23 protein-coding genes and 1 pseudogene are annotated in these 22,929 nt (G+C 47.4%); 9 read left to right on the forward strand and 15 right to left on the reverse strand.

From position 1 onward, the window contains the following. Positions 1-12: 12 nt before the first annotated feature. From ACN0UY_RS09020 to ACN0UY_RS09040, 5 genes are all read right to left on the reverse strand, one after another. Positions 13-2,169, reverse strand: a complete 2,157-nt coding sequence (locus ACN0UY_RS09020) for a TonB-dependent siderophore receptor (RefSeq protein WP_417666367.1) — start codon at positions 2,167-2,169, stop codon at positions 13-15. Between the two features lie 80 nt (positions 2,170-2,249). Beyond that, entirely contained in the window at positions 2,250-3,125 is an 876-nt protein-coding gene (locus ACN0UY_RS09025; RefSeq protein ID WP_417666369.1) for a LysR family transcriptional regulator, read from the reverse strand. A gap of 21 nt (positions 3,126-3,146) precedes the next feature. After that, positions 3,147-3,590, reverse strand: coding sequence for a DoxX family protein (locus ACN0UY_RS09030; protein ID WP_417666371.1), 444 nt, complete (start codon positions 3,588-3,590; stop codon positions 3,147-3,149). Between the two features lie 199 nt (positions 3,591-3,789). Then, the gene (katG, locus tag ACN0UY_RS09035; RefSeq protein WP_417666373.1) at positions 3,790-6,012 is read right to left on the reverse strand and encodes a catalase/peroxidase HPI; all 2,223 of its coding nucleotides are present in this window, start codon (positions 6,010-6,012) and stop codon (positions 3,790-3,792) included. Positions 6,013-6,156: 144 nt separating this feature from the next. Then, positions 6,157-6,930: a nuclease-related domain-containing protein gene (locus ACN0UY_RS09040; RefSeq protein WP_417666375.1), complete on the reverse strand. Its 774-nt coding sequence runs from the start codon at positions 6,928-6,930 to the stop codon at positions 6,157-6,159. 198 nt (positions 6,931-7,128) lie between these two features. Between ACN0UY_RS09040 and upp the strand changes: the two genes are divergently transcribed. From upp to ACN0UY_RS09060, 4 genes are all read left to right on the forward strand, one after another. After that, positions 7,129-7,758, forward strand: a complete 630-nt coding sequence (gene upp, locus ACN0UY_RS09045) for a uracil phosphoribosyltransferase (RefSeq protein ID WP_417666377.1) — start codon at positions 7,129-7,131, stop codon at positions 7,756-7,758. Between the two features lie 82 nt (positions 7,759-7,840). Next, complete coding sequence (locus ACN0UY_RS09050) at positions 7,841-9,460, forward strand: hypothetical protein (RefSeq protein WP_417666379.1); 1,620 nt, start codon at positions 7,841-7,843, stop codon at positions 9,458-9,460. After that, the gene (locus tag ACN0UY_RS09055; protein ID WP_417666380.1) at positions 9,453-10,142 is read left to right on the forward strand and encodes a hypothetical protein; all 690 of its coding nucleotides are present in this window, start codon (positions 9,453-9,455) and stop codon (positions 10,140-10,142) included. Before ACN0UY_RS09050 ends, ACN0UY_RS09055 begins: the two co-directional genes overlap by 8 nt. Continuing rightward, complete coding sequence (locus ACN0UY_RS09060) at positions 10,142-11,089, forward strand: hypothetical protein (RefSeq protein WP_417666382.1); 948 nt, start codon at positions 10,142-10,144, stop codon at positions 11,087-11,089. Before ACN0UY_RS09055 ends, ACN0UY_RS09060 begins: the two co-directional genes overlap by 1 nt. Before the next feature lie 9 nt (positions 11,090-11,098). Here the strand turns inward: ACN0UY_RS09060 and ACN0UY_RS09065 are convergent, their stop codons facing one another. The 3 genes from ACN0UY_RS09065 to ACN0UY_RS09075 all read right to left on the reverse strand — a co-directional run bounded on the left by ACN0UY_RS09065 (position 11,099) and on the right by ACN0UY_RS09075 (position 14,769). Beyond that, on the reverse strand, positions 11,099-12,154 hold the full coding sequence (locus tag ACN0UY_RS09065) for a GGDEF domain-containing protein (protein WP_417666384.1): 1,056 nt from the start codon (positions 12,152-12,154) through the stop codon (positions 11,099-11,101). A gap of 156 nt (positions 12,155-12,310) precedes the next feature. Further along, positions 12,311-12,796: a DUF2165 family protein gene (locus ACN0UY_RS09070; RefSeq protein ID WP_417666386.1), complete on the reverse strand. Its 486-nt coding sequence runs from the start codon at positions 12,794-12,796 to the stop codon at positions 12,311-12,313. A 38-nt stretch (positions 12,797-12,834) separates the two neighbouring features. Further along, complete coding sequence (locus ACN0UY_RS09075; RefSeq protein WP_417666388.1) at positions 12,835-14,769, reverse strand: S9 family peptidase; 1,935 nt, start codon at positions 14,767-14,769, stop codon at positions 12,835-12,837. A gap of 117 nt (positions 14,770-14,886) precedes the next feature. Here ACN0UY_RS09075 and ACN0UY_RS09080 point away from each other — a divergent pair, with 117 nt between their 5' ends. The 3 genes from ACN0UY_RS09080 to ACN0UY_RS09090 are packed head-to-tail and all read left to right on the forward strand — an operon-like array spanning position 14,887 to position 16,426. Next, positions 14,887-15,684 (forward strand): DODA-type extradiol aromatic ring-opening family dioxygenase, encoded by a 798-nt coding sequence (locus ACN0UY_RS09080; protein WP_417666390.1) that lies wholly within the window; start codon positions 14,887-14,889, stop codon positions 15,682-15,684. A gap of 11 nt (positions 15,685-15,695) precedes the next feature. Further along, entirely contained in the window at positions 15,696-15,974 is a 279-nt protein-coding gene (locus ACN0UY_RS09085; RefSeq protein WP_128352736.1) for a peptidylprolyl isomerase, read from the forward strand. Between the two features lie 8 nt (positions 15,975-15,982). Then, positions 15,983-16,426 (forward strand): VOC family protein, encoded by a 444-nt coding sequence (locus ACN0UY_RS09090; RefSeq protein WP_417666392.1) that lies wholly within the window; start codon positions 15,983-15,985, stop codon positions 16,424-16,426. Here ACN0UY_RS09090 and ACN0UY_RS09095 read toward each other — a convergent pair. The 3 genes and pseudogenes from ACN0UY_RS09095 to ACN0UY_RS09105 all read right to left on the reverse strand — a co-directional run. Beyond that, entirely contained in the window at positions 16,416-16,847 is a 432-nt protein-coding gene (locus ACN0UY_RS09095) for a hypothetical protein (protein ID WP_417666394.1), read from the reverse strand. The genes ACN0UY_RS09090 and ACN0UY_RS09095 overlap by 11 nt on opposite strands. Next, entirely contained in the window at positions 16,844-17,089 is a 246-nt protein-coding gene (locus ACN0UY_RS09100) for a DUF1653 domain-containing protein (protein ID WP_417666396.1), read from the reverse strand. The genes ACN0UY_RS09095 and ACN0UY_RS09100 overlap by 4 nt, the downstream gene beginning before the upstream one ends. A gap of 53 nt (positions 17,090-17,142) precedes the next feature. Next, a pseudogene (locus ACN0UY_RS09105) lies at positions 17,143-17,223 on the reverse strand (YaiI/YqxD family protein); the annotation flags it as partial. An 84-nt stretch (positions 17,224-17,307) separates the two neighbouring features. On the opposite strand from ACN0UY_RS09105, the gene ACN0UY_RS09110 reads away from it, so the two are divergent. Beyond that, a complete protein-coding gene (locus ACN0UY_RS09110) occupies positions 17,308-17,727 on the forward strand; it encodes a secondary thiamine-phosphate synthase enzyme YjbQ (RefSeq protein ID WP_417666398.1) in 420 nt (139 codons plus the stop codon). A 9-nt stretch (positions 17,728-17,736) separates the two neighbouring features. On the opposite strand, the gene ACN0UY_RS09115 is transcribed toward ACN0UY_RS09110, so the two are convergent. After that, complete coding sequence (locus ACN0UY_RS09115) at positions 17,737-18,321, reverse strand: SOS response-associated peptidase (RefSeq protein WP_417666400.1); 585 nt, start codon at positions 18,319-18,321, stop codon at positions 17,737-17,739. A 114-nt stretch (positions 18,322-18,435) separates the two neighbouring features. Continuing rightward, positions 18,436-20,316: a DUF885 domain-containing protein gene (locus tag ACN0UY_RS09120; RefSeq protein ID WP_417666402.1), complete on the reverse strand. Its 1,881-nt coding sequence runs from the start codon at positions 20,314-20,316 to the stop codon at positions 18,436-18,438. A gap of 309 nt (positions 20,317-20,625) precedes the next feature. Between ACN0UY_RS09120 and ACN0UY_RS09125 the strand changes: the two genes are divergently transcribed. Next, positions 20,626-20,901, forward strand: a complete 276-nt coding sequence (locus tag ACN0UY_RS09125; protein WP_417666404.1) for a helix-turn-helix domain-containing protein — start codon at positions 20,626-20,628, stop codon at positions 20,899-20,901. 8 nt (positions 20,902-20,909) lie between these two features. Here ACN0UY_RS09125 and ACN0UY_RS09130 read toward each other — a convergent pair whose 3' ends face one another. Both ACN0UY_RS09130 and ACN0UY_RS09135 read right to left on the reverse strand, forming a co-directional pair. Then, the gene (locus tag ACN0UY_RS09130) at positions 20,910-21,623 is read right to left on the reverse strand and encodes a GOLPH3/VPS74 family protein (RefSeq protein ID WP_417666406.1); all 714 of its coding nucleotides are present in this window, start codon (positions 21,621-21,623) and stop codon (positions 20,910-20,912) included. Positions 21,624-21,924: 301 nt separating this feature from the next. Continuing rightward, positions 21,925-22,767: an HNH endonuclease gene (locus tag ACN0UY_RS09135; protein ID WP_417666408.1), complete on the reverse strand. Its 843-nt coding sequence runs from the start codon at positions 22,765-22,767 to the stop codon at positions 21,925-21,927. Positions 22,768-22,929: the final 162 nt, after the last annotated feature.

Genomic DNA, 22,929 nt, shown 5'->3' on the forward strand with positions numbered 1-22,929 from the left:
GTTGGTTAAACCTTAAAATGTCCAGTTCAAAGTTGCTGAGTAGTTGGCCGGCGCACCGTAATACCCTTGAGTTGGCCACAATAAGCTGTTGATGTACTTCTTGTCGGTAACATTGTTGGCGTTCAACGTCACGCTCACGGCGCTGGTGATTTGATAACCGGCCATCAGATTCAAGCGGCCATAGGCACTTTGTGTGGTGACAATGGTGTTACCGGCGTTGCTATAGCTCTCCCCAACGGTTCCCTGTATGCGCGAAATGGTGTCTTGCCATTGGAAACTCGCACCAAGTTTTAACTGCTCAGCAAAAGCTGGGCGGTACGTCAGTGCAGCACGGAATAGGTTTTCTGGCGTATATTCTTCAACCGTTGCATCGCCGTCCAGTTCAAATGATGAGGCAGCAATACTGCCTTGCAAGCCAGGCGCAATTTCGCCCGACAACTCCACTTCAACCCCCTTACTGGTCACCCCATCGGCGGCGCGATAAACGGTTTCGGGTGCGTTGGTATTCGGATTGGTCACCGTGCCATCACCAACCGCGAGGTTCTTTTGCGTCACGTCAAAATAAGCTGCTGAAAGCAACGCGCCACCATTGAACAATTCCATTTTCACACCCACCTCAGCACTTTCACCAGTCAGTGGCGGCAGGCGATTAAAGTCGCGATCGCGCAGGTTTTGTGACTGAAACGTTTCGGTATAGGACGCATACACCGTGGTGGCATCACTCAGGTTGTGAGTTAAGCCCACATAAGGAATAAATTCAGCATCATCGCGCGACTGATCAACCCCATACCCCACGCCTTCAGTGGTGAATTCGTTAAAGCGCCCACCTAACAACAGCTTGGTGTCCTGGCTTAAGCTTAAGCGGGTTTGTGCATAAATGGCTTTTTGCGTGTTATCAATCACACTGCCCGCCAAACCGTCGGTGAACTCAGGCAATGGCGTGTTGCCGTTCCAGTCTTCGAGCGCTGGCATCGCTGGGAAGCCATTGCCAGTGTGGAAATCGTACAGCGAGGTGTCGATGTAATCTAAACGCGCGTAATTTGCGCCTATAACCAATTCATGCTCATAGCCGCCAAGTTGAAACGTGCCGCTAACATACGCATCAAACATGTCCTGTTTATCATCTAAATCATATTCACTGCCGTATCCCAGTAGCCCCAGCCCCGTTTCCGGGTCGAGCCCGGTCGCAGGATCAGGTAAGTAGGTGTAGAACAGCAGGCTATCTTCATCAGTGCGCACACGGTTGTATGCCATGCGTAATGTCCAATTGTCGGTTAGGGCTGACTCGACGTCGACAAAGCTTCGGCTTTCTTTGACATTCCAACGTGACCAATCGGCCGCAATATTTACTGAACTGTCGAAATCAGTTGGTGTGCCATCGCCGTAATGCAGCGTTAATGCACCCCACATGTTGCCATCGGTATCACTGCGATGCTCACTGTGGCCAAGGGTAATTAAGGTGTCTGATGATGGTGCGTAGTCTAGTACACCGTAGAAGACGTTTGAGGTATTTTCATAACGATCAAGATAAGACGCGCGGTCATCTGCAACAACCACAATACGCGCACGCAATGAGTCCGTTAACGCTCCGGAAAAGTCGCCTTCAACACGTTTTCCAGACCACGAACTCAAGCTTGCAGTTACCGCACCTTTGGTTTCAGAGGTGGGCCGCTTGCGCACCAAGTTGACTGTGGCTGAAGGGCTTCCCACGCCAGTCATAATCCCGTTGGCGCCATGCACCACTTCAACGCGCTCATACAGCGCCGAGTCAACCCGCCCATGGGTATTGCTGTTAATAAGTGGCAAACCGAGGCCATCAACCTGAAAGTTATTCAGTTCAAAGCCGCGTGACGTGTAATAGGTGCGGTCAGTTTCCACTTGTTCAACATTAATCGTGGCAGAGTTTTCAAGAATTGTATTGAGATCGTTCAGAGCAAAATCGCGGATTTTTTCCTGTGTAATCACAGTAACCGTTTGAGGCGTTTCTTTTACGCTGATATCCAACTTGCTGGCCGACTGTTGATCGTTAGCAAGATAGCCACTTTGTTGTTCACCTCGAATTTCAAGGCGCTCGATAGCTTCGGTGGTTTGTGGCTCAGCTGCTGCTGCGTTGGCAACTGGAATGCCAGCTAAAATTAATGCGGAAGTTACTGCGGAAAATTTGATCACGTCCATACCCCTGTGAATTGAATTAAACAGATTATGGGGGCGATCCTAATGCAAATGCGAATGATTCGCAATAGCTTTATTTATGTGGTTAAGTATCTCACGTGACCAATGAAACTGCGGGCTACAGGCCCTAGCGCTTCAGCATCACGAAAATTTAAATAGAAGCTGGTTGTACGCGTGCCACCGCGAGTGAGTTGAATGGGGACCAACAAACCGTACTGCAAGGCATCTGCAATGGCGCGCCGTGGTACGAAAGCGAAGCCCAAATTCTTTTGAATGAGCTCTATCGAGGTTGATAAGTGACTGACTGTCCAGCGCTGATCAGAGCCCAACCAGCCTATGTCGGTTTTCTTTTCTAAACCCGAGTCACGCAACACCACTTGCCGATGTTGCTTTAGGTCATCGGGGGTCACATTCTTTTTTTGCGCGAGCGGATGTTTTGCCCCGCATACTGCAATAAACTCAAGTTGGCAGAGGTCTTCACTGAGTTCATTGGCCAGCGTAAACGGCGACAAAGCAATTTCGGCCATGCCTTTGTTAAGTAACTCATTGGCGCCCGTCAAAATAGTTTCTATTACTTCAAGATGCACCAACGGATACTCATTTGAAACTTCTGCGAGCGCTTGATAAAGCACATCTTTCGGAAAAGCTTCGTCAACCGCAATGGCGAGTTTTGATTCAACGCCTTGCTTCAAATTTTGAGCGACGTTTTCCAGACGCTCGGTTTCCGCCAGCAGGTAGTTTATACGACGCAGCAACTGGGTACCCGCATGTGTAACGTGCGTTTTTCGCCCCGTGACTTCAATTAACTGAACGCCCAGTTGCTCTTCAAGCTTATTCACCGCATGGTGCACCGTTGACTGGCTTTTATGAACATGGTCAGCGGCTTGCTGGAAGCCACCAAAATCTGCCACTGCTTTAAACATACGCCATTGCTCAATGGTAGAACGCGCCATGGGTGAATCTCCGTGTTAATACTATGCTAGTTTCTGCTGCAGCCAAGCATCAACGGAAGCTTTACCGGCTCCAGTGAAAATCAAAGCAGCGCTTGCAGCGAGTAAGGATAAACCAAATTCATAGCCATTGTTGCTCATGAAGAGTCCATTACCGATATGAACCGAAAAAATGGCCACTAGCATCGCGATGCTCAATACTGCGCCTGCTGGACGAACGAGTAACCCCAGAACTAAAGCAATGCCGCCGAAGAACTCAGCTGCGCCGGCTAAAAATGCCATCAGCACGCCCGGTGCTAAACCTATGCTCTCCATCCAACCGCCCGTGCCTTCCAGGCCATAGCCGCCAAACCAACCAAACAACTTCTGAGCACCATGTGCAATAAAAATAATGCCTATTGGAACGCGCAAAACAAGTGCGCCGATTCCGGCATCTGTTGCCGTTAACTTCTTGAATAGTTCTTTCATGATTTTATCTCCAAATTAATTTACGGGTCGCAACGACCACCGCATCATGTCGTTGGAGATAGTATAGTCAGAGATATGATTTTATAAAAATGGATAAAAATAAACATTAAATTCGATATTATAGAATAATAAATAATACTCTACTTTTTTATTCCATAAAAAAAGGGAGCCAGTGGCCCCCTTTTCAAAAACATCTTAATTATTTCAAATCAAAGCGGTCAAGGCGCATTACTTTCACCCATGCATCAACGAAGTCTTGAACGAAACGCTCGTCCGAATCGCTTTGCGCATAGAATTCAGCAATCGCGCGCAACTCTGAATTTGAACCGAAGATCAAATCAACAGGCGTTGCCGTCCACTTCAGGTCACCGGAGCTGCGGTCACGACCTTCGTACACACCCGCTTGGTCTTTCGCTGGTGTCCACTCGGTACCCATGTCCAACAAGTTCACGAAGAAGTCGTTGGTTAACTGGCCAGGGCGCTTGGTGAATACACCGTGATCTGCACCACCGTAGTTTGCATCAAGAGCGCGCATACCACCTACCAATGCTGTCATTTCTGGCACCGTGAGGGTAAGCAAGTCAGCACGTTCAACCAATGCTTCTGCCGGAGACATTTTCACGTCTTGTGTGTAGTAATTCCGGAAGCCATCCGCTTTCGGCTCTAATACATCAAACGAGTCGTCAGTCCATTCTTGCGTGGTGTCGTTACGACCTGCAGCAAATGGTACAGATACTGAGTAGCCTGCATCTTTCGCCGCTTTTTCAATTGCCGCTGAACCGCCTAATACAATGACATCAGCTAGTGAAACACGCTTACCGCGTGGTAACGAACGGTTAAAGTCTTTCTGAACTTTTTCCAAGGTCGCTAAGGTTTTCTGTAGCTGCGCTGGATTGTTCACCGCCCAATCTTTTTGCGGTGCTAATGCAATGCGTGCACCGTTTGCACCGCCACGCATATCCGTACCACGGAAGCTAGCTGCAGATGCCCAAGCAGTGCGAACCAATTCAGACACTGATAAACCTGAATCTAAAATTTTCTTCTTCAGGTTGGCAACATCACGGTCGTTTACTAAATCGTAATCGATTTCTGGAATTGGGTCTTGCCAGATTAATGGCTCAGCGGGTGACGTATCCACAACATAACGAGCGCGCGGGCCCATGTCACGGTGCGTCAATTTAAACCAAGCTTTCGCAAAGGCTAACTCGAACTCTTCTGGATTTTCGTGGAAGCGTTTTGAGATTTTGCGGTACTCAGGATCAAACTTCAGCGACAAATCGGTGGTGAACATGATTGGCGCGTGGCGTTTGCCAGGAATGTGCGCGTCAGGAACCAAGTTAGACGCTTGACCGTCTTTTGGAATCCACTGAATTGCACCGGCTGGGCTACGTGTTTGTTCCCATTCAAAGCCAAACAAGTTATCAAAATATTGCATGGTCCATGCGGTCGGGTTCGCTGACCAAGCACCTTCAAGACCTGAAGTGATGGTGTCTTCTGAGTGACCTTTTCCACATTTGTTTTTCCAGCCTAAACCTTGTTCTTCAACCGCTGCACCCGCAGGGGCTTCACCCAAGCATTCTTCAGGCTTATGCGCACCGTGTGCTTTACCGAAGGTGTGACCACCGGCAATCAATGCCACGGTTTCTTCATCGTTCATAGCCATGCGGCCGAACGTATCGCGAATGTCTTTGGCTGCAAGCAACGGATCAGGATTACCGTTCGGGCCTTCTGGGTTCACGTAAATCAAACCCATCTGCACGGCCGCAAGCGGACGCTCAAGTTCACGATCGCCGCTATAGCGCTCATCTGCTAACCATTTTTTCTCAGGGCCCCAATAGACCGTGTCCGGTTCCCAATCGTCTTCACGGCCGCCAGCAAAGCCATAGGTTTTGAAACCCATCGACTCAAGCGCTACGTTACCGGTTAGAACCATTAAGTCGGCCCACGATAAGCTGTTGCCATACTTTTGTTTAATTGGCCAAAGCAACGCGCGCGCTTTGTCCAAGTTAACGTTATCTGGCCAGCTATTAAGCGGCTCAAAACGCTGCTGACCACCACCTGCGCCGCCACGACCGTCATGAATACGGTAGGTACCAGCACCGTGCCAAGCCATACGAATAAAGAATGGACCATAGTGACCATAATCCGCTGGCCACCAGTCTTGCGAGCTGGTCATCAGCGCTTCAATTTCTTTTTTAACTGCTTCGATGTCGACGTTTTGAACCGCCTCAGCGTAATCAAAGTTCTGACCCATCGGGTTTGAACTTACGTCGTGGTCGCGCAATGGTGAGAGATCAAGTTGATCTGGCCACCAAAACATTTTTGACTTGGCTTCGTTTTGCTGCGCCATTGCGCCTGACGAAAACGCCATGGTAACGGCTATCGCGGCTGCAGATAGCACTGGAATAGATTTCTTAAACATTGATGCTTCCTCCGAAAAAGGACTTTCTACGAGTCGTTTTGACTATAGTAGAAATAACCGATTCTGCGAGGCGAACCATAGCGGGAAGATTCGATTAGATTAATCGGATTTTCTATTTTCCCGCATAATTCATGAATAATTTTCTTACTTCGTTCGAATATAGCGACTCAAATGGTACGCACACATATGCAACTCATCCTCACGCAACTGTTGCCTGCTCTTGCCAATATAGTTTGGCAATACACGTGGGTTTAAAACCGAAACTTCCGCTGACTTCCCAAGTTCCGTTGTTTTTACGTACCACCCAGGGAACACAACAATACCTTTTATTGCTAACCGCTTACCGGTGCTTTCATACAAGAGGTTATGCAACCATGAGCTAGCTGCCTTGACTTGCGTCACGGCATCACTCTGTATCGGTTTACCGCCGCGTAAGATCTGTTTGCCATTGTAAAACAAAACAGACTTGCCGTTTTCGGGTTTGGACATGGTTTTTGTTTCAATCACAAAAACCCCAGAACGATGAATTACCACGTGATCAAGATTAAAGTTTTCACCTTCAATGTCGTGAAATACTTGAGCGCCATCAAGGCGTAAGCGCTCAAGAAACTGACCCACCACTTTTTCACCATCACGCCCTAACTTGATCCGTTTCGACTCGCGGACTGCTAAAAAAATACGCACAATTGAAAACAAAATAACCGGTGAGAGTACTATTGAAACTACTACCGGATCAGCTATTTCCTGGTGATACCAAGCTATCCACGCTTGCGCGATTGTCGTAACAAACACGGTGATTATTAATACGTGAATCACCGACTTATCGAGCATGTCGATTATCTTGTGATCAAGAGATTCGCCAGGGTTTCGCAGAGGTTTACTTGTTAGAGGCGATACTGATTTATATTTCTTTGTCATAGCTAATCCCTAGCAATTCAAGCGGGTGAACACCTATTTGATAACCCGAATATTCTAACTTGTCTAATCATGGTGTTTAGAAACATGGCCTGCAACAAAGACGCAAACCCCAAACCCAGCTACAATCTTAACGATTAACTAATAACGACCAACGATTAACTAATAACGACCAACGATTAACTAATAACGAGCCCCACTATGCCGCTTCATATCATCAAACACCCACTTGTTCAGCACAAACTTGGCTTAATGCGCGAAGCCGGAATTTCGACCAAGAGCTTTCGCGAGCTTGCCAACGAGCTTGGCAATTTACTTACCTATGAGGCCACCAGCGACTTTGCCTTGGAATCTGTTGCAATTACTAGTTGGAGCGGTGCCACGATTGACGTGCAGAAGCTCAAAGGCAAAAAAATGACTGTTGTGCCCATTTTGCGAGCTGGGATTGGCATGCTCGACGGCGTATTGAGCTTGATGCCCAGCGCAAAAGTTAGCGTTGTTGGGTTGTATCGCAATGAAGAAACGTTAGAGCCGGTTCCATATTTCCAGAAATTTGTCAGTGACATTGATCAGCGCATGGCATTAGTCATTGACCCGATGTTAGCCACGGGAGGTACGATGATTGCCACCCTCAACATGCTTAAACAGCGCGGTTGCGAACATATTCGTGTGCTGGTTTTGGTTGCAGCCCCTGAAGGTGTGGATAAAGTGCTAGAAGCCCATCCAGATATCCACATTTACGCGGCATCATTAGATTCTCACTTGAATGAACACGGGTATATTGTTCCGGGGCTTGGTGATGCAGGCGACAAGATTTTTGGTACCCGTTAAGGTGCCCATGTTGTTTCAAAATTGTTGACGCTGGCTAACAAAGAATACTATAAATGGGGAAACTCCCAATAATAAAAACGTTATGAAGCTATTCACAAATCGCACTGTTGCATCATTTTTTGTTTTTTCATGCTGTTTGACTACCCCAGCACTTGCCTCAGATGTGCTGGTTTCTGCAGATTTCAATGTTGGGCAAGGGTTTAACTACCTTGTTGACGACCAGTGTTACGTATTAACTCCAAATCATGTCATGGGCACCGCAACATCTGCTAACGTAATGTTACCCACGCGCCAATATCACACGGCCGACGTTGCGCATGTTTTCGATGTGGACATGGCCATTTTGAAAGCTGATATTCCGGCAGCGCAATGCAACCGCAATACCTTTTTGCAGGTGAGTGATTTAAACAAATTGCTTGGCGTTTACCAAAACGGTGTTTTAAAAACTCGACTGGCTGACGGCAGCGTGTTGCAAACGAAAATAGTCATAAGCGCTGTGGATGACAGTGAGTTTTTAGCGATCAAACCCGAACGTGCCGATGAGCCGTTTAAGCAAGGTTATAGCGGCAGTATTCTATTCGTTGCCGGGCAGGCGGCGGGAGTTTTGCTTGAGGTGGACGACGCAGGCGGTATTGTTTATCGCGCCGATGCATTAACAGCAATGCTGAACGAACATTTTGATATCAGTAGCAATGAAGAAGCCTCTGAGAATACTCCTGATAAAGCTGCTGAAGACGACGCCGAAACCACCACAAATTCGCACCTAACAGGGCGTTTAGCGACCAACCAGATCAAAGATTACAGCGTCAAAATGCTGGAAAACAGCCCAGTAGAATTCGTGCTCACCGGCGTCGATGCTGATGAGATGAAATTCGCAATTCAGATTCTGGATAAACGCGAGAATGAATTATTTGATGACGATTTCTGGAGTAACAATAATTATAGTTTTGCGTTCACACCACCGCGAACCGATGAATTCACTGTCCGCTTGGTCGGCCTACAACGCTTTGGTGAATTTGACGTCAAAATGAATGATTTTTCGTTTGATGCTGAGTTACGCGGTGTCGGAAATAAACTTGAAATGCCCGACAACATCAGTGTCAAAATTGCCCCGGACGCAATCTCTGAATACCAATTTCATGGCGAAGCAAATAGCCCGATAGAACTCTCTCTCAATGAGGTAAAAGGTAATGAATTTAAATACGCGATTCACATCATCGACAGCGAAGGCAATGCTCTATACAAAGATGATTTCTGGTCGAATAACAATTATACCTTTGCCTTTACGCCTCAGCAAAATGGCGAATATACAATAAGGTTGATAGGCATTCAGCGTTACGGACAAACCGATATCAATGTAAGCCAATGGAACACAGATGCTGCATTAACCGGCGCACAAAATGTCGTTGCGGCGGGCGACATCGTCACCAACAAAATTGCGGACAACGCGGTTGCAGAGTACCGCATGATGATGACTGCTAACGCTCCTATCGACTTCAAACTTGAATCGCAATCACCCAATACTAAGTTTCTGATTGAACTTGTCGATGAAACCGGCGAAGTTCGCTATTCCAATGACTTCTGGTCACGCAATAACAGTCGCTTTGTATTCACGCCGCTCTCGTCCGACGTGCACATCATCCGTATTACCGGCTTGCAACGGCATGGAACTTTCTACTTTAAGTTGTTTGATTATGACTAAACACATTTTCGCCATGGGTCTATGGCTAGCATTTTCAACCCATTTGCTTGGTAGTATTGTCAGCAATACTGCCAATGCCAATCAAGTTAGTGAATTCAGCGAGTCATACAGCGACACCGTGAAGGTATCGGGGCAGTTCTTAAAAGGGCTTCAGTTCACGGACGTAAATTTCGAAATTACGCCGCATATCTACTTTCCGCGTGCCTACTTGGGTTCGGTTTGCGTGTTTGTGAGTAGTGCCGACGGCCGCTACAAATCCCAATATCAGTATACCTTTACCGAACACGTTGAAGGGGTTGTGCCAATTGAATTCCCCACTAAATACACTGCTGAACTGAAAGATTTCTCCGCCGGCGAACTCGGATTATTAACCTCCGCACAGCCGAATTGCGCACAGCTAAACGGCGACTATTTGATCAGCGCATGGGGCAAGCCCAATTCTCTCAATGCCATTTCTATTTTTGTACGCAGTAACGCACGACGCGATATTGCAACGCCGCTGCTCAAAAGTGACAAGCAGCCCGGCGCAGCAGTTAAGTGCCAAGACCTACGCAGCAACTACCGTGTTTCGTATGACAAAGAATGTTTAATCACTGATGTTATGGCCGAAGAACTGCAGCGCGTTATTATTAAACGCCGCAACCTGCGCGCCATTCCAGATGAACTTATCGAGTTTTACTAATGGCATTATCCAAAATTAAACGCTTCTTCCAAAAGTGCGCCAAGGCCCTGCTGGGTATTTTCTTAACCAATGAGGATTTGCCCTATACCGCGACTGAGTTTCGCGACCGTATTTCTCTTAGCCGATTTAAGTTATTCATTCATGTATTGGTTGGGCTGTTTTGGCTACTGTTACTTTATATTCTATTCATTTCAGCGCGATTTTTAGCAACCCCTGACACCCTCTACAACGTCACGGCTAACTCTGAAATTATCACCATCGATTCATACCAAGACAGTGCCTTTGTGCCATGGCGCTTAGAGTCTGCAAAACGTTATGCGGCCTGTGGAAGCGAGACATCCAGCATGAGTGGTGAGCTGCGCATTGCGCGTGACACATCAATGTATATTGAACGCGTTGGGTCGGGGCCTCTTTGGATTACATTGAGTTCAGATTCGCTAGCACCGGTTGGCTATTTGCTCACCGACAGCAACGAACGCATTGAACTTAGTGACTGCGAAGCCTTTGAACTGTCAGCTTCAAACACACAAAGCTACACCTTACCCATTGACGGTATTATGACAGTAGGCGGTGAGGTAAAAGAAGCTTCAGTGCGTGAACCCATACTTCACAAGGGGTCTGTTACTATTTCCGACAAGGGCGCACTTTCACGGCAGTATTATCAGACAGATCCGTACCCGTTAGAGTTGGGTGACAAGTTCTTTATTAAAGAACCTTCGGTGCAAAGTTCTGGATTTATCTATATCGATGAGAACCCAGGCATCAACATCACCTACAACGGCAAAGGCGATGTGGGTGTCATACAACGCTATAAGTCAGAAGACATCATGTTAAAAAACAGCATTTGGACCAAGCTTGCACATGACGAAAGCTTGATCTTTTTGTGGTTGTTTTTGGTGGCAGCATTTTCATTCCTCAAGTTCATCATTCGGGTGAACATTGAGTAAGCGGCCAAGCTAACTGGTCACCAATGCGGTGCTAACCACTTGGTTGCGGCCAGCCGCTTTGGCTTTGTACATGTTGTTATCCGCAACCTGCAACAAGCGTTCAACCGACTTTTCATCAACTTGACTGAACGTTGCCGCACCAATACTTACTGTGACGTGAATACCGCCATTAACAGCCTTTTCGCGAACCTTTTCAATAATGCGTTCACCTAAGGCCTTGGCTTGCGCCTTGTCGGTATTCGGGCAAATGACTAAAAATTCCTCGCCGCCCCAACGCCCAACCGAATCGGATTCACGGGTTGCCTCTTCTAATACTTTGCACAGCGCAACTAACACCAAGTCACCCACTAAGTGTCCGTGTTCATCATTAATGCGCTTGAAATGATCCACATCAAGCAGCAACACCGAAACGGGCTGCTTGTTGCGACTGGCCAACGACAGAACTTTTTTCAGGGTATTGTCTAAATATAGACGGTTAAACACGCCCGTTAATGGGTCTGTAATTGAGGTTTTTTGCAGCTGTTCATAGGCTTCTTGACGGGAGCGCTCATAAAAGCGAAATAAGAATATTTGCGCCGTGGCCACTTCAACAAAGTTAAATAAGGCGCCTAGTGAGAGGTTTGCTGTAACCCCTTGGTTTAACAATTGGTACAAATACCAGCTGAAATAAAGAAAAACCAAACCGCTAATCCAGCTACCACCGCTACGGCCTAATAAGAAAAACGCAATGGGTGGCAGCATGGTTGCCCATAACAGCGAATAATTACGGCCTTCTGCAAGGTGCACAAACGCGAAAAGAATAATGATTAAGGTGGCCATAACGGCCCAGCTGGCCACCCGGAAATTACCGCCACGGCTTACGAAAAGATAGATAGAAACAGCGAGAGCAAGGCCAATGAAGTCGTAAAAAGCGATATCCGCAGCATCGAACAAGGTGATATTCAGCACCCCAATAATGCCAAAGTAAGCCACCATGATAAGTAGCACGCTATAAATAAGCGAAACTTGGTTATAGCGCGGATCGGCTGCGTCGATATCGGGGTGGTACTTTCGCCAATACTTCATGTGTAGAAATCGCCTAATTTTTTTACATTTTATCTTGATTTTTTAACAATTGGAATTAGCTTTAGCTGGGCACCGACCCTCAGCGCAACTTAATTTTTATGCTTGAGCTTGAAAGCTGAGAAGAAAGAGCAGTCCTGGGACTGCCCCCTTCATTTCTTAAACATCTGCGGTATTTACAAGCAGCCATATAAACACGCAACTGGCGAAGTACTGAAATGCGCCATTTAACGACATTGCACCTGCTTGGGTTTGCCACATTTGTAGTAAGGCACCACCAAATACGCCAAAATAACCAAACCACACAATAATTCCGATGCTTGCACCGACCAATGCATACTTCTTCGATGCATTAAATGTCGCAGCCTTTGCCTGCCGCACCGACCACATGTCCCAACAGCCTTTTAGCAACACAATACCCGCCAATATTTCGGTTGCAATAATCACCAAAACAGCCGTCCAAACTAACGGCGAAGCGGTCACTTCGGGCATAATGGAGTTTGGATAAACCGCATGCTCTTGCATTGACAAAACATACGCTATGGCGCTGTAACAGGCATCAATGTTTGCGATATTTTGTGATGCATAAAACAAACACATCAACGCCAATAACAGCACAAACACACATTTTAAGCTTCTAATCATTAGATAGCTCCTTTACGCAACGGTTTCGACCAACAAGCTCATTCTTGAAGGTAAGTTTCTAAGAACTTCAAATAGGCTTCTTGCGCTTCAATGCGATTTTCTTTAACGGCAAAACCGTGGCCTTCGTCATCAAATAACACATATTCCACTGGCACATTGTTGGCGCGAATCGCTTCGACCATTTCGTCGCTTTCAACCTGCAGCACACGCGGGTCATTGGCGCCTTGAACAACTAACACAGGGGCTTTGATGCGGTCGGCGTGGAACAGCGGCGAAATTGCGCGTAAGCGCTCACCATCAACCGCAGGGTCACCCAATTCGTCGTACAACGACTGACGGAAGCTTTCCCACCATGGTGGAATACTTTCCAGTGTGCGCACCCAGTTGGTGACACCAAAGATATTGATACCGGCATCGAATTCATCGGTAAATGCCAACGCCGCCATGGTCAAATACCCACCATAGCTGCCACCCATGACTGCAATGCGATCAGGGTCGACCCAGTCCAACGTTTGCAGGTATTTTTTGCCGTAAACAATGTCTTGCAAATCATCTTCGCCATGACGTTTATCGTCTAAATGGAAGAAGGTTTTACCGTACCCCGACGACCCCCGGTTATTCACACCAAACATCGCGTAGCCGTGGTTTACCAAGTGCTGAACCATCGCGCTGTAACCCTGACGCGTTTGCCCACCCGGGCCACCGTGAATAAAGATAATTGCGGGCACCTTATTATCGGCGCTGGCCTGATGCGGTTTATACAGCAAACCCGGTACGCTCAGCTCATCAAAGCTTTCAAACCGCTCCACGCTGCTTTGCACCAGGTGCTCAGGGTTCATACCTTCAGCCAGTGTATTGGTAAGCTGCACCACTGAATCACTACCGACCTGCCATACCATCAGGTTTGAAGGCGACACATCCGAATTCACATAAAACACCATGGTTGATTCGTCATCGGAGAAATTCACGCCGCGCAAGTCACCCGGTGGGTGTTCCGGAAGTTGCACTTGCTTACCGGTGCTCTGGTCCAAAATACTCAGTTCTGTGCGTGCATCGGCGTTGACACCAACCACCTGATAGCGACCAGACTCTGAGAAGTACAAGAACGACACATCCCAATCTGCGGCATAGCGCTCACTGTGGGTGTCGCTGGCGATGTCATACTCCCAGGCTTGAAAAAACTCGCCTTGGCCATCGGTGCCGTAAATGAGCTTGTTGCTGTCAACCGTGAAGGTATATGCACTGTGTTGAATAGCGCCTTCGGTTGGGTTCAGTAGTTTCGGTTCAACCGTGTCCGCCTGCAAATCCACTAAAAACAGATCGGAGTCCGCATTGCTGTTGGTGCGGCTGAGTGCCAAATACTGCCCATTAGGGCTTACTGATTCAATGTTGAAACCCGTGTTGTTTTCAAACACCATGGTGCGACTAAAATCGTCAGCACTGTAGCGGTATAAATCGAAATAACGGTTATCCCGCTCGTTCGTCATCACATAAAAGTGCGTGTCGTCTTCATGCCATCCGGCCACCATGGCTTTCAAGTCTTCGCCCGGTGTTAAGTCCTGCGTGGTGCCATCTTCAAGGCGCACATACACATGGTTTAGCTCATTACCGCCTTGGTCGGCCGTGTACAACAAACGATTGTCTTTTGGAAACCAACTAATGCCGCGAATGGCGTTGGTGGTTGAATTAGTAAGCTGGGTCGGTTCGCTGCCGTCTACGGGGTAGCTGTAAACATTATAAATACCAGATGCGTCACTGGTTACCAGTACTGCGGTACCGTCATGATTAATGGATGAACCATACAGCGTGGTGGTATCGAAAAAGGTTTCGGCACTGTATTGCGGCACCGTCACTTCTGACGCGGCTTGCTGCACAGGCTCCGCAGCTGATGATGTTGGCTCTGGCGCTGGCTTACTGCACGCCACAAGCAGCAGGCTGGCAATAGTGGCTTGAAGGAGTAATGAAGTTCGCATGTTGAGTTCCTTGTTGTATTATCTCTTTGATATGGCCTGTTTTACCGCTTCAACAGAATTTACAAAGTGTAGTCTAAATCCACCGGTCAACAAGTGCATCGATAAGGAGATTCATAGGTGAAACAAATCTTGTATATTGCTCACGGTGGCGGACCCATACCGTTACTTGGTGACCGAAGCCACGACGATTTGAACAATGCGCTGCGCAAAGCTGCTACCCGCATGTCAAAACCCACAGCGATTATCGTGGTCAGCGCGCATTGGGAAACCGACGTACCCCACGTAACTACGGGATCGCAACCTGAGCTCATTTATGATTATTACGGTTTCCCGCCTGAGTCTTACACTATTCAGTATCCAAGCCCTGGCGCCCCCGAGCTCGCCGAAAAAGTGCTTAGTGCAATAACCAACCAAGGTCTGAAAGCTGTCGGTGAACCCCAACGCGGGTTTGACCATGGCCTGTTTGTACCGTTGAAAATTATGTATCCAGCCGCCGATATTCCGTGCGTTCAATTATCGCTGCAAAACACATTAAATGCTGAAGCGCACATTAAACTAGGTAAGGCGCTACAAGCAGTTGACCACGACGGCTTATTGATTCTTGGTTCTGGTTTCTCGTTTCACAACATGCGCGCGTTTTTTGCGCCCGATACCAGCGATGCCGATAATAAAAATGCCGAGTTTCAAGCGTGGCTGCAGCACACCTGCAGTGCAACGGATATTTCAGAGCCAGAACGCCAACAGTTGCTGATTAACTGGAAACAAGCTCCCCATGCGCGCTTTTGCCATCCGCGCGAAGAACATTTATTACCATTGCACGTGTGCTATGGTGCTGCCGAGCGCGCTTGCGACCAAGCAACCACCGTATACGCACTGAATAAAGAATCACGTATGTTTTACTGGCAAATTAATTAAGGTAGAAATTCATGGCACGCGCCCACGCATTACACATTTTGGTGAAAACTCAGGAAGAAGCCGAAGCGTTGAAAAAGCAACTCGCTTCAGGCAAAAAGTTTGGTGACCTTGCGCGGAAGCATTCGCTTTGCCCTTCAGGCAAAAAAGGTGGCGACTTGGGTGAATTTGGACGTGGCCAAATGGTACCGGCGTTTGACAAAGTAGTATTTGGTAAGCCCACGCTGGAAGTGCATGGCCCCATAAAAACCAAGTTCGGATGGCACTTAATTAAAACGCTTTCACGCACATAGGAAAAACCATGAAACACGTAGTCATTATTTTTATTTTATTCGTAAGCCTAGGCTCTGCTATGGCAGCTGAACGCGAAAGCGTACTTGGTTTTGGCGGCGTATTTTTTAAAGCGGAAAACCCAGCCGTATTAGCCAAGTGGTACGAAGAACACCTCGGCGTGAAGCAAACACCCACCACCTACGAAGAGCAGCCGTGGGTGCAAGCTGGCGGTAGCACCGTATTTGGCGTGTTTAATGCGAAAACCAGTTATTTTGGTGCGGACGATCAGCAGTTTATGTTCAATTTTCGCGTGCGCGATCTTGACGCCATGGTGGCGCAATTACGCCAAGCTGGCATTGAGGTTGAAGTTGACCCGGAAACCCACCCCAACGGGCGTTTTGCGCGCCTCGCTGACCCAGAAGGCAACCCGATTCAACTGTGGCAAGAGATGACGCCTGGCGTCAGTCCGTAACAGGCTTTGGAACGTAAATTGCGACGCCTTCGGCAGTTTTATCCGTGAGGCCGAACGACTTTCCTAGACTGATGCCAAAACCTAAATTGCCGGTGCTACGGCCAATGCCTGTGCCAACGTGAACTGAATCGTCTTGGCGTTCACCGGTTGTGCGCAGCAACACGCCATTGGCGCCAACCGCTGCAGCTGCCTCTTTTAATCGTCGCAACACCGCTTCCATTTTGGCTTCATCACCGATGCTAAACGACGCATCGCTAGTAGCGGTGATAAAAGCTATGGCTTCGTAATTCTCGGGCTCTTGCAAGTAAACGGTAACCTGCTCAGGTGCAATGGCTGCGCGCTTCGTACCAATAACACTGGTGGTCGTCGGCGAGGCGCAGGCGGTAAGCAATAAAGCACAGACAACGAATAAATATCTCATTCTGAAACCTCCTGCTCGTCACCCCACTCTTCGCCTAAGTATTTAAAGCGCGGTACCTCTAGGCCATCTACGCTGACTGACTGCAAAAACATGTCATACGGGCGTACCCATAGCCCTTGCTCGTCGCCGTATAACGGCCGATACAGCACCATCCACTCTTCAGTTTCAGAATGGCGCACGGTATCAACGACCTCGTACATAGGGCCTTTATAGTGCTGATATTTACCTGGGGTAATTTTCATCTCGAACTCCTCGCCAGAATTTTATCGAGCTCATTCGCCACCAAGATTAATTAAAGCTGCCTGCGCTCTGCCGCACGGTATAAAATGTCTTTAATCACGGTTGGGCACGCGTCCGCATCTACATATATTTTCATGTGACTTTATGTGCTTTAATGATTTTCATAAACCATAGATTAGCATTAAGCTAAACCCATCACCTAACAGCTATCTTCGATATCATGGCAGTTTTTCAGAAAGTTATTACGTTAAAAGCTCAACCTCGCGGCTTTCATTTGATTACCGACGAAATTGAACACGGGTTACCTGAACTAAGTAAGGTTGAGGCTGGAATACTTCATGTCTTTATTCAGCATACGTCAGCATCGCTCACCATAAACGAAAATGCTGACCCAACGGTGCGGCAAGATTTTGAAAGCCATTTCAATAAGATGGTGCCTGAGAATGCGCCATACTATCGCCATACCTATGAAGGCCCAGATGATATGCCAGCACATCTTAAAGCCAGCATACTTGGCAGCTCCGTTAGCATTCCGGTAACCGCAGGTCGTTTGAACCTTGGCACATGGCAAGGCGTGTATTTGGGCGAACATCGCGACCATGGTGGGGCTAGACGGCTGGTGTTGACGTTAAGCTACTAACTTAAATAACTAGGTTTTGGAAATGTTCAAAACGATATCTTCGGGAGCTCCAAGCAGGGGCGTTAACGCCTCAGCCTCGCTGTTGAGCCAAAATCCGACTTCATTCGGGCGAATGAGCAGCGGCATGCGATGATGAAACTCAGCGCATTGTTCAGTCGGCGCCGTGGTCAAGGTCACTAGTTGCGCGCGCGAGTCGACATGTGGGAAGTAAATACCAGCCATATACAACGGCTGACCGTTTGCCTCGCTGAATAAGTACTTGGTTTTGCGCGATTGCCCTTCTTGTTGCTGCCATTCATACCAACCGCTACAAGGCACCACACAACGGTGCTGCTTAAACGCTAGTTGAAAGGTGCGTTTGGTCGCAACCGTTTCAGCTTGTGCATTAATCAATATACGGTTTGCCCAACTCGGTTGAATACCCCATTCTGTGCTGAGTTGATGCAACAAATCGTGACGCTGGGTTGTGGTGATCACTTCGACTTGCTGGGTGGGGCGCAAGTCGTGATTGGTCGGCGCATGAAATTTCAGGCCAAGCTGTTCGGTTACCAACCGGCACAGCGGGTCAGTAACAACATTGAGCCTTCCGCACATAGAAGCCTCCGCGGTGAAGGAAACAAAAAGCCGCTCAGTTGCGTCAAAATTGATACAACTGAGCGGCTGTTTTTATTTCGAAACTAGGAACTAATACCCTTTAAAAAAGTAATATTAGCTGGCGTTCTTAGTCTCGCTGATGTACTCATCAATAAACTGCTCGAGAATATTCAACGGCACTGGACCATTTTTTAGCACGGCGTCGTGGAACTCACGAATATCGAACGCATCACCCAGTTGAGTTTTGGCTTTTTCACGTAGCTCAAGAATCTTCAGCATACCAATTTTGTAAGCTGTAGCTTGGCTTGGCATAACGATATGACGCTCAACCATTTTCTTCGCATCCGCTTCAGCGTTTGGCGTGTTGGTTACGTAGAAATCGATACCTTCTTCGCGCGTCCATTTCTTCGCATGAATACCTGTATCAACCACTAAGCGCACTGCACGCCAAAGTTCCATCGCTAAACGGCCGAAATCAGAGTATGGGTCTTCATAGAAGCCAATCTCTTTTGGCAAGAACTCGGTGTACAGTCCCCAACCTTCGCTGTATGCGGTGAATCGACCAAACTTACGGAACGACGGAATGCCTTCAAGCTCTTGCTGAATAGCAATTTGCATGTGGTGACCCGGAATACCTTCGTGGTAAGCCAAGGCTTCCATTTGGTAAGTTGGCATAGATGCCATGTCGTATAAGTTCGCGTAGTAAACGCCAGGACGTGTGCCGTCCATTGACGGTTGCTGGTAGAACGCCTTGCCAGCTGACTTCTCACGGAAAGGTTCAACCGCTTTCACAATCATGTCGGCTTTTGGCTTGGTGATAAACAGCTCGTCTAAGCGCTCGCGCATGGTGTCGATAAGCGCAGTGGCTTCATCTAAATAGCGTTGACGGCCTTCGGCAGTGTCAGGGTAGATAAAGTCTTGGTTGTTACGCATGTGCACGAAGAACTCTTGCAAGGTACCTTCAAAACCTACTTTTTCCATGATGACACGCATTTCGTCGTGAATACGCGCCACTTCGCTTAAACCAATTTCGTGAATTTCTTCAGCGGTCAAGTCGGTGGTGGTGGTGCGTTGCAATGCGTTATTGTAGAAGGCTTCGCCGTCTGGGAATTTCCAGGCACCGTCTTTGGTGTCAGCTTGCGCGGCAATGTCTTCAACCGTGCTAATCAAGCTCTCATAGGCTGGCTTAACGGATTCAACCAAAGCTTGTTCAGCAGCACTCATCAGTGCGTTGTATTGGTTTTCATCAATGTCGAGGTTATCCACTTTCTTGGTGAAGTCGTCTAGGAAAACGCTTGGCTCACCGTCTTCAAACGGCGCACCCGAGATGATGTTTCGGCTGTCGCTAATAACATACGGGTACACAAACTTCGGTGCGATAATGCCCTTCTCAGCACGAATTTTTAAGTTCTCGCTCAGTTGCGCAAACAATTCTGGTAAACCATTTAAACGCGCAACATAGGCTTCAGCGTCGGCAACTTCACTAATGCGGTGTTGATTGATAAGCAACGACGCAACACTTGAGTGCATGCCGAACATTTGGTTTACCGGATAGTTATAATGGCGCCATTTGAAGTCAGCAATCTCTTGCTCCAAATTTTGCTTCATTAGTAACCAGCTCACCTTGGTTTGATCATTCAACTTGGCTTCGTCAATTTCCATAACGCGCGCCAGCTGTTCTTTTTGCAGGGCTAAATCTTCTTCAGCGCGTTGCTCAGAAATATCGTCCCACTTGTCTTGGTCTTGCTTGATACCCAAGTACGACTGGTACATTGGGCTGCGCATAACATTTTCCATGAAAATGTCTTCAAACAGCTTGTTGGCTTTTTCTGATTCCGCCTGAATTTCAGCTTGGCTAACGGCTTGATCAGTCGTTGCCGTTTGGCTTTCTGCGACAGGCGCTGTCGCTTCAGGTTTCTTCGCATCAGAACATGCCGCTGCGCTCAGCGCTAGCGTCACCGCTAATGCTAAATGCTTCATTTTTAAATCAGACATCGGTTGTCTCCTTATTGTTATAGTGACCTTAGCTTAGCACCATACTAACTAAGTGGTCTATTTACGCAGCTGGGCTTGGGGTGAATCGCCGCAACTCTGCGGCAAGGTGTTAGCTGGAACTGTTCAATAAATCGAGGTTTCTGCTGTTGGTTAGATTCTTAGTTAGAAAATGGCTCATATCTGAACTGTATATAAACTAGACAATCAAGATTTACGAGGTTATCATATTTGATAACACGGAGAGTTACCTGATGACATGGAAAATCAGTTTTTATAAAGGTGTAGATAAGGAAAAAAGGTAACCAAAGAATGAGCTTACAACAATTAAAAAAGCGCGCTTTAAGTAATCCCAAAGTAAAGGCTGAATATGAGAAGCTTGAATGCGAGTTCAATCTGATTGATCAACTACTTACTATGCGTTCGAAATCTGGCTTCACCCAGGCGCAAGTGGCCGAGCGCATGGGAACGAAAAAAAGTAATATAAGCCGTCTAGAGCATGGCAACTCAAACCCAAGCTGGTCAACGCTTTTGAAGTATGCACACGCCTGTGGCTTTGAGCTCTCGTTAAAGCTTAATAAAATATGATATCTCGGTTAACAGCTGCTGGAGCTAGATGTGGACGCCGTGGTGGCGGCCATGATTGCTGGCAACATTACAGCGACCATGATGGCGGCTTGCACCGCATTGATCACATCGTCTGTCAGCGCACCGAGCTCTTCGCCTTTGGAAATTTGTTCAATGCGCGCCTTGTGGGTTTTCAATTCCTCTTTGCTAAACACATCGTTCAGCACATGAGCACTTTTCGCAAGCGCGACCATTAGCGCCACACGCGGGTCAATCTCAAGCGGTTTGTCGAGCACTAAACGGCGCATTTCATGGCGCAAATGGCGCTCTGGTTCAGGGTCAACTTCTGGATAGATTTTCTGGGTAAACAGCCACAAAATTTTCTTTTCGTCGCTTTTAATAATGCCGTCGGCTACCAGTTGCTCTGCAACTTTGTGCTTGAGCTTAGGGATCTGGCCAATACGCATCACCCAATTTTTAAGCGTGTCGGGGCGCTTTTTATCGGTTATTTTTTGCAAAACTTCATCCAGCACCGCATCGTGGGTTGGTGATGCATCGAGCACTTCAACTTTGTCTTTGTTGCCGCGGTTCACGCGAATACGATTAAGCAACAGCAATTCCGCCAACACTGCAGCAGCCACACTGTACTCAACGTACCAGCCCTCGGTAGTGCCTTTTTCATCGTGCAGCGCCAGCAGCACAAGGCCTTCATAGAGCTTCACTTTGAGTTCGTTGGTGTGCATGGATTGCCTCGTTATTGATTTTATTTGATTCATCATAGGGAGGTGCGCACGAATGCTCAATTTTAGTGTGTAAGTTTTTGTATCAGTGTGGCTGATGAGCTGTTTATCGTGCTTATTCGGCTCAATGTATGAGCCGAATAAGCAGATTGACAGCGGCAACACTTGCGTGCGGAGGAGTTGTGGTGGCTATTCGATGTTTTGGATCTGAATATTTATAAATAACCCATACTATTGATAAACATAATAAATGCTTTAAACTCAACTTGATTAGTCACCACTATTGTCACCAAATTAGAATGCTTTATAGAGCAAGTTCAGCCTCAATGAGGCTTACCTTATCCTTTAAAATCTGATTGTATTCTTTTCCATCCGTCGCGTAATGAGCCCGCCGGTGACAATTCGGGCAAACGGCAACTACATTCTCAGGATGATCAGGGCCACCATCGGCTAAGCGCGTCATATGATGGCATTCAAGGAATGGACCTGCCTTTGTTTCAAAAGGCGCCGGTTCTCCGCAACCCTCACAGATTCCTTTTGAACGTTTCAGCACATATTGTTTTATCGCTTCTGAACGAAGCTGAGTGATCGAAGCTCGCTCTTTTGGCGTTGGGTCAGGTGAGACTGATGCTGCCGCAAGTGCAAGCTCTCTCAACTCTTTCAAACTAGAGTTTCTCAACTTGGTATCAGTGTAATCGCCATATATCTTCTTAGGTTCATGAACTTGTTCTTTATCAAGAATCGAATCAACAGCAAGATGGAATACAAAAGCGTTTCTTAGGTTACCATCTCGATCAGGCCTCTTCTCTTCGTGATAGTCGATACACTCTGCCTCGCCGACAAAAGTGACAAATGGGCTTTTTGAGTCCTGCTTTTCGAATATATACAGCTTTTTCCCGTTCGTTTGGTGATCTCTTATCGCTAAATTCCCTTTTTGCATTTTCATATCACCGACCTGCCCCTCGCCGGTATACATGAAAACCCCACCTACAAAGCCATCGATATACCCATGTTCTTCGCCACCAGGAGAAGTAAACAAAAAGACAGCTCGGTGGCCTTTTGGTGTGGCTATGCCGCCCCGTTGCTGACCTCCAAACTGCTCATGTATATCAGTTGCACGTCGGTAACTTTTCCCAACTTCAAACATCGATATCCCTCTCATAACATTCGTAGTTATCGCAGATTACCTTTTAGACACTCAAATGTCTGCAGAGTTAAGTCGCAAGTCGTTGTGCGACAACCTGACAAATGCGAGTCAGATTATTACCATAATTGTTTACTTATCGTTATAGTATGGAAATCTCTTAGG

It is taken from the genome of Pseudidiomarina sp. (assembly GCF_048268165.1).
In the GTDB taxonomy this organism is placed as follows: Bacteria; Pseudomonadota; Gammaproteobacteria; order Enterobacterales; family Alteromonadaceae; genus Pseudidiomarina.

Excerpts from the sequence above, each read along its gene's own strand:
- ACN0UY_RS09040 (WP_417666375.1), bottom strand. The coding sequence starts at position 6,930 with ATGACAAAGAAATATAAATCAGTATCGCCTCTAACAAGTAAACCTCTG.
- ACN0UY_RS09065 (WP_417666384.1), bottom strand. The coding sequence starts at position 12,154 with ATGAAGTATTGGCGAAAGTACCACCCCGATATCGACGCAGCCGATCCG.
- ACN0UY_RS09125 (WP_417666404.1), top strand. The coding sequence starts at position 20,626 with ATGAGCTTACAACAATTAAAAAAGCGCGCTTTAAGTAATCCCAAAGTA.
- ACN0UY_RS09070 (WP_417666386.1), bottom strand. The coding sequence starts at position 12,796 with ATGATTAGAAGCTTAAAATGTGTGTTTGTGCTGTTATTGGCGTTGATG.
- ACN0UY_RS09050 (WP_417666379.1), top strand. The coding sequence starts at position 7,841 with ATGAAGCTATTCACAAATCGCACTGTTGCATCATTTTTTGTTTTTTCA.
- ACN0UY_RS09030 (WP_417666371.1), bottom strand. The coding sequence starts at position 3,590 with ATGAAAGAACTATTCAAGAAGTTAACGGCAACAGATGCCGGAATCGGC.
- ACN0UY_RS09085 (WP_128352736.1), top strand. The coding sequence starts at position 15,696 with ATGGCACGCGCCCACGCATTACACATTTTGGTGAAAACTCAGGAAGAA.
- ACN0UY_RS09110 (WP_417666398.1), top strand. The coding sequence starts at position 17,308 with ATGGCAGTTTTTCAGAAAGTTATTACGTTAAAAGCTCAACCTCGCGGC.
- ACN0UY_RS09095 (WP_417666394.1), bottom strand. The coding sequence starts at position 16,847 with ATGAGATATTTATTCGTTGTCTGTGCTTTATTGCTTACCGCCTGCGCC.
- ACN0UY_RS09100 (WP_417666396.1), bottom strand. The coding sequence starts at position 17,089 with ATGAAAATTACCCCAGGTAAATATCAGCACTATAAAGGCCCTATGTAC.
- ACN0UY_RS09060 (WP_417666382.1), top strand. The coding sequence starts at position 10,142 with ATGGCATTATCCAAAATTAAACGCTTCTTCCAAAAGTGCGCCAAGGCC.
- katG (WP_417666373.1), bottom strand. The coding sequence starts at position 6,012 with ATGTTTAAGAAATCTATTCCAGTGCTATCTGCAGCCGCGATAGCCGTT.
- ACN0UY_RS09090 (WP_417666392.1), top strand. The coding sequence starts at position 15,983 with ATGAAACACGTAGTCATTATTTTTATTTTATTCGTAAGCCTAGGCTCT.
- ACN0UY_RS09115 (WP_417666400.1), bottom strand. The coding sequence starts at position 18,321 with ATGTGCGGAAGGCTCAATGTTGTTACTGACCCGCTGTGCCGGTTGGTA.
- ACN0UY_RS09120 (WP_417666402.1), bottom strand. The coding sequence starts at position 20,316 with ATGTCTGATTTAAAAATGAAGCATTTAGCATTAGCGGTGACGCTAGCG.
- ACN0UY_RS09075 (WP_417666388.1), bottom strand. The coding sequence starts at position 14,769 with ATGCGAACTTCATTACTCCTTCAAGCCACTATTGCCAGCCTGCTGCTT.
- ACN0UY_RS09135 (WP_417666408.1), bottom strand. The coding sequence starts at position 22,767 with ATGTTTGAAGTTGGGAAAAGTTACCGACGTGCAACTGATATACATGAG.
- ACN0UY_RS09130 (WP_417666406.1), bottom strand. The coding sequence starts at position 21,623 with ATGCACACCAACGAACTCAAAGTGAAGCTCTATGAAGGCCTTGTGCTG.
- upp (WP_417666377.1), top strand. The coding sequence starts at position 7,129 with ATGCCGCTTCATATCATCAAACACCCACTTGTTCAGCACAAACTTGGC.
- ACN0UY_RS09025 (WP_417666369.1), bottom strand. The coding sequence starts at position 3,125 with ATGGCGCGTTCTACCATTGAGCAATGGCGTATGTTTAAAGCAGTGGCA.
- ACN0UY_RS09055 (WP_417666380.1), top strand. The coding sequence starts at position 9,453 with ATGACTAAACACATTTTCGCCATGGGTCTATGGCTAGCATTTTCAACC.